Annotated in this window: 12 protein-coding genes; 6 read left to right on the top strand and 6 right to left on the bottom strand. The window is 70.0% G+C overall.

Annotated features, from left to right (window positions below; all coding sequences use genetic code 11):
- The first annotated feature begins 173 nt into the window (after window positions 1–173).
- Window positions 174–1,967 (top strand): acetyl/propionyl/methylcrotonyl-CoA carboxylase subunit alpha, encoded by a 1,794-nt coding sequence (locus B8W67_RS11805; protein WP_069391177.1) that lies wholly within the window; start codon window positions 174–176, stop codon window positions 1,965–1,967.
- A 12-nt stretch (window positions 1,968–1,979) separates the two neighbouring features.
- Window positions 1,980–2,348 carry a hypothetical protein gene (locus tag B8W67_RS11800; RefSeq protein ID WP_069391176.1) on the top strand — a complete coding sequence of 123 codons (369 nt, stop codon included), beginning with the start codon at window positions 1,980–1,982 and terminating at the stop codon, window positions 2,346–2,348.
- Here the strand turns inward: B8W67_RS11800 and B8W67_RS20555 are convergent.
- The 3 genes from B8W67_RS20555 to B8W67_RS11790 all read right to left on the bottom strand — a co-directional run bounded on the left by B8W67_RS20555 (window position 2,262) and on the right by B8W67_RS11790 (window position 4,346).
- The gene (locus B8W67_RS20555) at window positions 2,262–2,573 is read right to left on the bottom strand and encodes a UsfY protein (RefSeq protein ID WP_133056099.1); all 312 of its coding nucleotides are present in this window, start codon (window positions 2,571–2,573) and stop codon (window positions 2,262–2,264) included. The genes B8W67_RS11800 and B8W67_RS20555 overlap by 87 nt on opposite strands.
- A gap of 41 nt (window positions 2,574–2,614) precedes the next feature.
- Window positions 2,615–3,172, bottom strand: a complete 558-nt coding sequence (locus tag B8W67_RS11795) for a type 1 glutamine amidotransferase domain-containing protein (RefSeq protein WP_085304124.1) — start codon at window positions 3,170–3,172, stop codon at window positions 2,615–2,617.
- Between the two features lie 178 nt (window positions 3,173–3,350).
- Complete coding sequence (locus B8W67_RS11790) at window positions 3,351–4,346, bottom strand: TIGR03557 family F420-dependent LLM class oxidoreductase (RefSeq protein WP_069391263.1); 996 nt, start codon at window positions 4,344–4,346, stop codon at window positions 3,351–3,353.
- A gap of 99 nt (window positions 4,347–4,445) precedes the next feature.
- Between B8W67_RS11790 and B8W67_RS11785 the strand changes: the two genes are divergently transcribed.
- On the top strand, window positions 4,446–5,489 hold the full coding sequence (locus tag B8W67_RS11785) for an iron-containing redox enzyme family protein (RefSeq protein WP_085304122.1): 1,044 nt from the start codon (window positions 4,446–4,448) through the stop codon (window positions 5,487–5,489).
- Window positions 5,490–5,531: 42 nt separating this feature from the next.
- Here B8W67_RS11785 and B8W67_RS11780 read toward each other — a convergent pair whose 3' ends face one another.
- The 3 genes from B8W67_RS11780 to B8W67_RS11770 all read right to left on the bottom strand — a co-directional run bounded on the left by B8W67_RS11780 (window position 5,532) and on the right by B8W67_RS11770 (window position 8,343).
- Window positions 5,532–5,720 carry a CDGSH iron-sulfur domain-containing protein gene (locus tag B8W67_RS11780; RefSeq protein WP_085304120.1) on the bottom strand — a complete coding sequence of 63 codons (189 nt, stop codon included), beginning with the start codon at window positions 5,718–5,720 and terminating at the stop codon, window positions 5,532–5,534.
- Entirely contained in the window at window positions 5,717–6,430 is a 714-nt protein-coding gene (locus B8W67_RS11775) for a HemK2/MTQ2 family protein methyltransferase (RefSeq protein ID WP_085304134.1), read from the bottom strand. The genes B8W67_RS11780 and B8W67_RS11775 overlap by 4 nt, the downstream gene beginning before the upstream one ends.
- Before the next feature lie 89 nt (window positions 6,431–6,519).
- On the bottom strand, window positions 6,520–8,343 hold the full coding sequence (locus B8W67_RS11770) for a thiamine pyrophosphate-requiring protein (RefSeq protein ID WP_085304119.1): 1,824 nt from the start codon (window positions 8,341–8,343) through the stop codon (window positions 6,520–6,522).
- A 257-nt stretch (window positions 8,344–8,600) separates the two neighbouring features.
- On the opposite strand from B8W67_RS11770, the gene B8W67_RS11765 reads away from it, so the two are divergent.
- The 3 genes from B8W67_RS11765 (at window position 8,601) to B8W67_RS11755 (ending at window position 10,028) form a co-directional block, all read left to right on the top strand.
- Complete coding sequence (locus tag B8W67_RS11765) at window positions 8,601–8,873, top strand: hypothetical protein (RefSeq protein ID WP_085304117.1); 273 nt, start codon at window positions 8,601–8,603, stop codon at window positions 8,871–8,873.
- A 75-nt stretch (window positions 8,874–8,948) separates the two neighbouring features.
- Complete coding sequence (gene mbp1 / locus B8W67_RS11760) at window positions 8,949–9,188, top strand: microaggregate-binding protein 1 (protein ID WP_069391168.1); 240 nt, start codon at window positions 8,949–8,951, stop codon at window positions 9,186–9,188.
- Window positions 9,189–9,425: 237 nt separating this feature from the next.
- Window positions 9,426–10,028, top strand: a complete 603-nt coding sequence (locus tag B8W67_RS11755; protein ID WP_234793829.1) for a PAS and ANTAR domain-containing protein — start codon at window positions 9,426–9,428, stop codon at window positions 10,026–10,028.
- Window positions 10,029–10,093: the final 65 nt, after the last annotated feature.

Below are 10,093 nucleotides of genomic sequence, written 5' to 3'. Positions count from 1 at the left end.
CCGGTTGCGCAGCGCGTGAATTCGGCCCCGCGGCGGCGGTGCGGGTGCGCCGCGGCCGGGAAGACTCGACTGCAGCGGCGGGTTCGACACCCTTTAGACTGCCTCGTCGGATACATTCTTTAAAGACTTCTCTTAGAGACTTGTTCACAGACCACGCCCGAGTAGGAGACCAAGTGCCCAGTCACGCCAGCTCACGGATCCAGAAGGTGCTCGTCGCCAACCGCGGGGAGATCGCGGTGCGAGTGATCCGGGCCGCCCGGGACGCCGGCCTGCCCAGTGTGGCGGTCTACGCCGAACCGGACGCCGACGCGCCGCACGTGCGGTTGGCCGACGAGGCGTTCGCGTTGGGCGGGCAGACCTCCGCGGAGTCCTACCTGGTGTTCGAGAAGCTCCTCGAGGCTGCCGAGAAGTCCGGTGCCAACGCCATCCACCCCGGCTACGGGTTCCTCTCCGAGAACGCCGACTTCGCCCAGGCGGTGATCGACGCCGGGCTGATCTGGATCGGGCCGAGCCCGCAGTCGATCCGCGACCTCGGCGACAAGGTGACCGCCCGCCACATCGCGGCGCGCGCCAAGGCGCCGCTGGTGCCGGGCACCCCCGACCCGGTCAAGGACGCCGACGAGGTGGTCGCGTTCGCCAACGAGCACGGTGTGCCGGTGGCGATCAAGGCGGCGTTCGGCGGTGGCGGCCGCGGCATGAAGGTGGCCCGCACCATCGAGGAGATTCCCGAACTGTTCGAGTCGGCCACCCGCGAGGCGGTCGCGGCGTTCGGCCGCGGCGAGTGCTTCGTGGAGCGCTACCTGGACAAGCCCCGCCACGTCGAGGCGCAGGTCATCGCCGACCAGCACGGCAACGTCGTGGTGGCCGGCACCCGCGACTGCTCGCTGCAGCGCCGGTTCCAAAAGCTCGTCGAGGAGGCCCCCGCGCCGTTCCTGTCCGACGCGCAGCGCACCGAGATCCACGAATCCGCCAAGCGGATCTGCAAGGAGGCCGGCTACTACGGCGCCGGCACCGTGGAATACCTGGTCGGCCAGGACGGCCTGATCTCGTTTCTGGAGGTCAACACCCGGCTGCAGGTGGAGCACCCGGTCACCGAGGAGACGTCCGGCATCGACCTGGTGCGTGAGCAGTTCCGCATCGCCAACGGCGAGAAGCTCGACCTCACCGAGGACCCCGAGCCGCGTGGGCACTCCTTCGAGTTCCGCATCAACGGTGAGGACGCCGGCCGCGGGTTCCTGCCCGCGCCCGGCCCGGTCACCCGATTCGAGCCGCCCACCGGCCCCGGCATCCGGATGGACTCCGGCGTCGAGACCGGCTCGGTGATCGGCGGGCAGTTCGACTCGATGCTGGCCAAGCTGATCGTCACCGGCGCGAACCGCACCGAGGCCCTCGAGCGTGCCCGCCGGGCCCTCGACGAGTTCCACGTCGAAGGCCTGGCCACGGTGATCCCGTTCGACCGCGCCGTGGTGCGCGACCCGGCATTCGTCGGCGACGAGAACGGTTTCTCCGTGCACACCCGCTGGATCGAGACCGAATGGGACAACACCCTCGAGCCCTTCACCGGCGGGGAGGCCCTCGGCGAGGATGAGGCGCTGCCGCGGCAGAAGGTCGTCGTCGAGGTCGGCGGGCGCCGCCTGGAGGTGTCGCTGCCGGGCGACCTGGCGCTGGGCAACGGCGGCGGTGGCGCCGGCGGCGCGGTCCGCAAGAAGCCGAAGGCCCGCAAACGCAGCGCCGCGGCCGGTGCGGCCGCGTCCGGGGACGCGGTGACCGCGCCGATGCAGGGCACCGTGGTCAAGGTCGCCGTCGAGGAAGGCCAGGAGGTCGCCGCCGGTGACCTGGTGGTCGTCCTGGAGGCGATGAAGATGGAGAACCCGGTCACCGCCCACAAAGACGGTGTGATCACCGGGCTGGCCGTGGAGGCCGGTGCCGCGATCACCCAGGGCACGGTGCTCGCCGAGATCAAGTAGGCGGCCCGTCCCGTGGAGGCCGTCGAGATCAACGCCGGCGACTGGTATCTGCGCGGTCTCCGCGCCGACGATCGGGTCGATGACCGGGCGTCGCTGGCTGACCTCGGTGAGACCGATCCGCAGTATGTGGCACGCGCCGCCGACGGCTGGGCAACCGAGACCCGCTACACATGGGCGGTGTGCGAGCCGACCACCGGGGAGTTGCTCGCCGAGGTGGTGCTCGATCCGGCCACCGCGGTGTTGACGCCGCGGGCCCGCGCCGGTCACCGGCAGGCCGCGCAGGCCGCAGCCGAGTCAGCCTCCCGTTTCGCCGCCGGGGCGTTGGGTCTGTCGCCCACCGTCGCCGCCGTTGTCGAGGCGGGCGGCGCGACGGCGCCCTAACAGGATCCACAGCACGCCGGCCGCACCGGCCGCCACCGCCACAGCGCCCAGCCCGATCATCCACCCGGTGCTGCCCATCGCCAACGCGGTCATGAACCCGACGATGCAGATCACCGACCACACCACCAGGGCGGCGCCGGGCAGCTCCCGGCGGTCCTTCATCACCAGCCCGGCACGCGGGCGGGTGGTGCGCGCGTAATCAATCGGGCTCTCGGAGTTACTCATGGTCTGCGGGTACCCGGTGCCCGCGCGGTGAAACCCGTTGCTCAGGCCGGTTCGGCGCCGTCGGCGAGCCGGTCGACGAGCGCGGCACAAAACGCCGGCAGGTCGGCCGGGGACCGGCTGGTGATCAGGTTCGCGTCGATGACCACCTCGTCGTCGACGACGTCGGCGCCGGCGTTGGCCAGATCGGTGCGGATGCTCGGATACGACGTCAACCGCCGCCCGGCGACCACCTCGGCCTCCACCAGTGTCCACGGGCCGTGACAGATCGCGGCGACCGGTTTGCCGGATTCGACGAACTCCCGCACGAATGCCACCGCGCCACCGTCCATCCGCAATTTGTCCGGGTTGACGGTGCCACCGGGCAACACCAAACCGTCGAAGTCGGCGGGGCTGGCGTCGGCGACCCGGCGGTCGACGGGGAAGGTCCCCGCCGGATCCAGGTCGTGGTCGCGGGCGGCGATCTGCCCGACGTCCAGCGACAACAGCTCGGTTTGGGCGCCCTCCTCCCGCAGCGCCGCCACCGGCTGTTCGTACTCCACACGCTCCACACCGTCGGCGGCCAACACCGCGATGCGTTGGCCGGCCAGTCGCTCTGCCATGACCTGTCCTTCCTGCGTCGTCTCGGTGGGCTCACCGATGGCCGCGGTCTAGGGTCGCGCGTCGTCGAGCGGATCGGGCGCGGCCCGGTGTTCGGCCACCGGAATCCCCTTCCGTCGTCGGGAACGGGGGCGTGGCGCTAGCCATACCCGCCGGGGAACGGATGCAATCGGCTCATCGTCACCGACCGTCGGCCGGTCCACGGCGCAGCGCCGCCAGCAGCGGCTCGGCCGCCTCGGCGAGGAAGCTGTCCTGGTGGCGCCCACCGATCTGGATGAGCGCGATGTCGGTGAACCCGGCGCGCCGGTAGCCGTCGACCGCGTCGATGATCGGGTCCAGGTCGGGCCCACAGGGGATCGCCGCGGCGACGTCCTCGGGGCGCACGTAGCGGGTGGCGGCGGCGAAGCCGGCCGGTGTCGGCAGCTCGGCGTTGACCTGCCAGCCCCCGGCGAACCAGCGGAACTGGTCGTGGGCGCGGGCGATCGCGGCCTGCCGGTCGGTGTCCCAGCACACCGGCAGCTGTCCGACGATGCGCCCACCGCCGGCCAGGCCGGCGGCCTGACGGGCGCTGTGCCAGGCGTGCACCAGCCCCGGGTCGGGGGCCACCGCGATCAGATGGTCGGCGAGGGTGGCCAGCGTGTCGATGCCGTACCGGCCCGAGAGCGCCACGCCGATCCCGATCGGCTGGTCGGGGCAGTCCCACAGCTTGGCCATCTCGACCCGGAAATGGTCGCCGCGCATGCTCACCGGTTCGCCGCTGAACAGTGCGCGGATGATCTCGATGGCCTCGCGCAGCATGTCCTGGCGGCGGGTGATGGTCGGCCAACCCGCACCGATGATGTGCTCGTTGAGGTTCTCACCGCTGCCCACGCCGAGGGTGAACCGGCCGCCGGAGAGCAGCTGCACGGTCGCCGCCTGCTGCGCAACCACCGCCGGGTGGTAGCGCATGGTCGGGCAGGTGACATAGGAGTAGAGCTGCATCCGTTCGGTGGCGTAGGCGACCGCCCCGAGCACCGCCCAGGCGTTGGGCGCGTGGCCCTGGGCGCTGAGCCACGGCGTGAAATGGTCGCTGCAGACGGCGAAGTCGAAGCCGACCCGTTCGGCGGCGACCGCGTCGCGCACCAGCTGCCCCGGCCCGCTCTGCTCGGTCATCAACGTGTAGCCGAAGCGTGTCATGGCCGTCGCATACCCGTCGTCGGCAACACCAAACCGGCGGCGGGTGGTGCTCGCCACCACCGGGTTTCACCGGCGACCCCGCGGGGGTATGAGACAGCCATGAGTATCGCGCCGACCCGTCCGCCCGCCGGGGCCCCGCCGTTGCCGACCGGGTGCGGTCCGTTGTCCACGGCGGTCTGCGAGACCCTCGCCGGGTCCCCGGAGCGGCTGGCCCACCTCGGGGCGGCCGTCGAGGGGGTCGACCCGTACGGACGGGACCTGCAGCTGGCGTTGTATGTCTGCTACGAGCTGCACTACCGCGGGTTCGCCGGGGTCGACCCGCACTGGGAATGGGAGCCGGGACTGCTGGAGCTGCGGCGCCGCCTCGAGCAGGCGTTTCTGGGTCGGGTGACCGACGACGTCGGCGGCATCGCTCCGGCGGCGTCGGCGACCGCGGAGATGGACGCGTTGACCGTCGAGCCGGTGCGCGGCACCGGCCTGACCTGGTATCTGCGGGACAGCGGAACCTGGGAGCAGATGCGTGAATACTTCGTGCAACGCTCGGTGTATCACCTCAAGGAGGGGGACCCGCACGCGTGGGTGATCCCGCGGCTGGCGGGCGGGGCGAAGGCCGCGTTCGTGGCGATCGAGTTCGACGAGTACGGGGCGGGCCACGGACCCCGGGTGCATCAGGAGCTGTTCGCCGATCTGATGGCCGCCGCCGATTTAGACCCCGGCTATCTGGGCTATCTCGACGTGGTGTCGGCGGAAGCGTTGGCGACGGTGAACCTGATGTCGCTGTTCGGGCTGCACCGGCGGTGGCGCGGTGCGGTTGTCGGCCATTTCGCGGCCACCGAGATCACTTCCCCGCCCGGGTCGCAGCGACTGGTGGCCGCGTTGCGGCGTCTGGGGGCCCCCGAGGCGTGCGTCGGGTTCTACCGCGAGCACGTCGAAGCCGACGCCGTGCACGAACAGGTGGTGCGCAGCGAGGTCGTGGGTGCGCTGATCGCCGCTGAACCCGAGGTGGAGCGCGACATCGTCTTCGGTGTCCGCGCCGCCGCCGTGGTGGAGGACCGCCTCGCCGACCAGATGCTCACCGCGTGGCGGGCCGACCAGACGGCGTTGCGCTCGCCACTTCCGTTGGCGCCGCCCGCCGAACGGTAGGCGCCGGCGCGTCAGGGGCCCCCAGGGAGCCTCTCAGGGGGCCTAGCGGCGGCAGCGCCGGTGGCTGGTGTCGCACAGCGGGTAGGACTTGCTGCGTCCGCACGCACAGACCGCCACCTGGAAACGATCCGATTCCACCACCCCGTCGGCGGTTTCGATGCGCACCGGGCCGGTGATCAACACCGGGCCGTTGCGCACCACCCGCACCCGGCGGACAGCGTCGGCGCTCACGGCTTGTCCGCCCGGATCACCACGAGCCGCTCACTGCGGCAGCCCGGTTCCATCCGCCCGGTCTGTTCCAACCAGTCACGCCTGCTGGAGAGGACCGGTCCGAAGGGAATCCGCTGCTCGGCAACGACTTTCGCATGCAGACCCGCCCCCCACAGGTCCAGCAGGGAGCGGTCCACGTCCGCGAACTCCGACTGCACCAGCAATAGCACACCGCCCTCACCCAGCAGTTCGTCGGCGGATTCGCACAACGGTCCGAGCACCGCCCGACCGTCTACCCCGCCGTCCCACGACCAGGGCGGCAAGCCGGCAACAGCCGGCGGCGCCGCACCGGGCGGGGTGGGCACGTACGGCGGGTTGGCGACCACGACCTCGAACGGAGCGGCGGTCAAGGCGTACATCCACGGCCCCTGGCGCACGTCGACGTCGACCCCGGCACTGCGCGCGTTGGCGACCGCGCACGCCACCGCCCGCGGACAGATGTCGAGGGCGGTGACACCGGCAGCCCCCAGTTCGGCCGCGGCGATCGCCACCAGTCCGCTGCCGGTACACAGGTCCAAAACGCGCTTGCGGTAGGCCACGCCCGTCGACGCCATCACGCCGACCAGCAACTGCGAATCCTCCTGTGGCACATACACCCTGTCGGTGACCAGGGCGGCGCGACGCGGCGGGCTCACCGAGGGCAGCGAGCGGGTCGTCAATTCCGGCAACATCACCCCGGGTTACCCCGGCGGCAGTGGCGGCAAACGCGGCGATTGCCCGGTCGCCGAATCTACGGACACTGTCGACACGCCCCGCGACGTCATTCGTCGCGGATCCGTTCGCGCACGTCACGCACTGTTTGTTTCGCCGACTCGGTGAACTCGTGCATCTTCTGCTTCGCACCCTTGGTGGTCATGCTCACCCGGTCCGGGTCACGCAGCACGGCTTTGGCGGTGTTCTTCGCCATCTCGCTGCGGATCTGCGGGGGCACCGGCGGCACATCGGCGTCGACGACCACTTCCAGCACCACCGGGCCGGACGCCGACAGCGCTTCGTCCCACGCCCGGCCGATGGTGGACGGATCGTCGCAGCGTATCCCCGTCAAGCCCAGCAGGGTGGCGAACTCGGCGTAGGGAGCATCGGGGATGTATTGGCTGCCTTCGAATTTGGGTTGACCACCCATAGCACGCTGTTCCCAGGTGACCTGGTTGAGATCCTGGTTGTTGAAGACGCAGAAGATGAGCGGCCCGTTCGACAGGCGCTCCCGGTAGCGCTTGACCGTGATCATCTCGGCCATCCCGTTCATCTGGAACACCCCGTCGCCGACGACGGCGATGACCGGACGGTCCGGGTGGGCCAGTTTCGCGGCGATCGCATACGGGGTTCCCGGCCCCATGCTGGCCAGGTTGCCCCCCAGCGACGCCGCCATCCCGGGGCGCAACCGCAGATGCCGGGCCCACCAGTTGGCAACCGATCCGGCGTCGGTGGTCAGCACGGCGTTGTCGGGCAACCGTTTGGACAATTCGTGCACGACCAGTTCGGGGTTCAGCGGGTCGGCCTTGTCGTGCGCCCGGTCATCGAGGACCCGCCACCAGGTGGCCACCTCGCTGTCGACGGTGGAGCGCCAGGACCGGTCCTCTTTGTGTTTCAGCAGCGGGATCAGTTCGGCCAGGGTGTCTTTGGAGTCACCGATCAGGTTCGCGTCCATCGGGTAGCGCAGCCCGATCATTCGTCCGTCGTGGTTGATCTCCACGCCGCGGCACTGTCCCTCCTTCGGCAGCCATTCGGCGTAGGGGAAGCTTGAGCCGATCATGAACAGCGTGTCGGCGTCCGACATCATCGCCTCGCTGGCGGTCGATCCGAGCAGACCGATCGGACCGGTCACGTACGGCAGGTCGTCGGGAAGTACGGCGCGCCCCAGCGAGGTCTTCGCCACCCCGGCGCCCAGCAGGTCGGCGACGCGCTCCACCTCGTCGACGGCGTCGGCGGCACCGGCGCCGACGAGGATCGCCACCTTCTGGCCCGCGTTGAGGATGTCGGCGGCCTTCTGCAGCTCCGACTGCGGCGGGATCATCCGCGGTTTGGTCCAGCCGACCCCGCTGAAGACCGCGCCGTGCACCCGCGGCGGCGACGGCACCGCCTCCTCCTCGGCGACGTCCTCGGGCAACACGACGGTGGCCACGGTGCGGTTGGTCAGCGCCACCTTGCACGCCCGGTCCACCAGATGGCGCGCCTGGACCGGGGCCATGCAGGTCTGGATGAAATCCGACGACACGTCCTTGTACAGCGAGGTGGGGTCGATCTCCTGCTGGAATGCCGCGCCCAGCGACATCCGTTTCTGCTGCCCGATGATCGCCACCACCGGTTGATGGTCGAGTTTCGCGTCGTAGAGGCCGGTGAGCAGGTGGATCGCGCCGCCGCCGGAGGTGGCCAGACAGCAGCCCAGCTCGCCGGTGAATTTGGCGTGCCCGCTCGCCATGAACGCGCCCATCTCCTCGTGGCGCGGCTGGATCAGTTCGGGATCCCCGTCGGCGCGATCCAGTGCCCCCACCATCGACAAGATGCCGTCCCCGGGATAGCCGAAGATGCGGTGTACTCCCCATTGGCGTAGCCGGTCGACGATGAAATCCGCGGTGTTCGTCATGGTGTACTCCTTCGACTGTCACGCGTCGGTTCTGCGCATACCCGAGGGCGCCACGCTCAAACCGTCACCGGACCACGCCGGTTGGCGGAGGTGGTCGCCGATTAACCGCGTCACGGTTGGGGTAATCGGTTGGGGTAGTCGAGGCGTAATCGCGAAGTGTCCGGAACCGGGGGCGACCGATGTCGCATCCGCGTCGTGTCGTCAGCACCCCCGGTGGCCGCTCATGGACAGCCGCCGACACCAGTGAAGGAGGGGGCATGGCCGACAACGACACCGCATCTGCGTATCAGCCGGACCCGGGCGACGCGGTGAACACCGATCTCACCAGCAGCGTCGGCGCCGAGGATCTCGACGAAGACCGGATCGGACTGGACCCGCTGGAGGAGGGCATGGATCCACCCGAGCGGTGGGTTGCGGTCGATCGTCACGGGGTCACCGCCGCCGAGCAGCGCGACGGGGAATCGCTCGACCAGCGACTGGCGCAGGAAACCGACGACGTCGAACCCGAAGAGGTCGAACCCGACGACTGAGCACACCGCGTGCCAGCGGACGTTTGGCCGGTTCCAACGACGGGAACGCGATGACGGACAACGAAGGGAGGACGTATGTCCGACGATGCCAACAACGGCCCGCAAGAGGGGCTTCGGGGCGCCGTGGAGGGCGCCAAGGGCAAGGTCAAGGAAGCGGTGGGCAACGTGGCCGGCCGCGACGACCTGGCCCAGGAGGGCCGTGCCCAGCAGGACAAGGCCCAGGCCGAACGCGACGCCGCCAAGAAGGAAGCGGAGGCCGCAGCGGCGCGGGGTGGCGCCGAGGCCGCCGAGAAGCGTCAACAGTCCAACCAGTAACCGCTGCTCACTGCGGGGGCGCCACCCACGGGGGTGGTGCCCCGGCGCGGTTGCCGACAGCGGTGCGTCGGCGTTGTAAAATACAACCCTGACGTTCAGCAGCAGCGTCGCTCAGCTTTCACCGGTTTTAACGATGCGAGAAGCAGGTGTCCGTTGGTCGGCGATGTCGATGCGCCCCTCCCCCAGTCCCCGTCGACCGCGACCGACGCAGCGGCATCCCGCGAGGCCGCCCACCCGCTGGAGATACTTCTCGACCCCGATGAGCAGCAGCGAGTCGGGCGATTCCAGTTCTTCCTCGCCGATCAGCGGTGGGTGTGGTCGGAGACGGTGGCCCGCATGCACGGCTACGAACCCGGCACCGTGGTGCCCACAACCGAGTTGCTGTTGGAGCACAAGCACCCCGACGACCGCCCCGAAGTCGCCGCGGTGCTCGGCCGGGTGCAGGCCGGTGAGCCGTTCAGCAGCCGCCACCGCATCATCGACACCGCCGGGCGCACCCGATGGGTGATCGTGGTGGGCGACTACATGCTCACCGAGGACGACACCGTCCTGGGCACGTCGGGGTTCTACGTCGACATCACCGAAGTGCTGCAGTCCGATGTCACCACCGCCGTGTCGGAGGTCAGCGAGTCGCGGGCAGTCATCGAGCAGGCCAAAGGGGTGTTGATGGCCGCGCACGGCATCTCCGCCGAACGGGCCTTCGACATCCTCGTCTGGCGCTCCCAGGAGACCAACATCAAGGTCCGCGACCTGGCCGCGCGATTCATCGACGCCGTGGTCGGCCAGATGTCGCCGGGGACCGTCAGCAAGATCGATCACGCGCTGCTGACCATCACCTGACCACCGCCGATCGGGCACGTTGCCGACGACGATGCGGCGGAGAAACCGGCATCGGGGGTGGCGTC

Origin of the sequence: Mycolicibacillus koreensis (assembly GCF_002104795.1) — a bacterium.
In the GTDB taxonomy this organism is placed as follows: domain Bacteria; phylum Actinomycetota; class Actinomycetes; order Mycobacteriales; family Mycobacteriaceae; genus Mycobacterium; species Mycobacterium koreense.
This window is presented reverse-complemented; position numbering and strand designations above follow the sequence as displayed.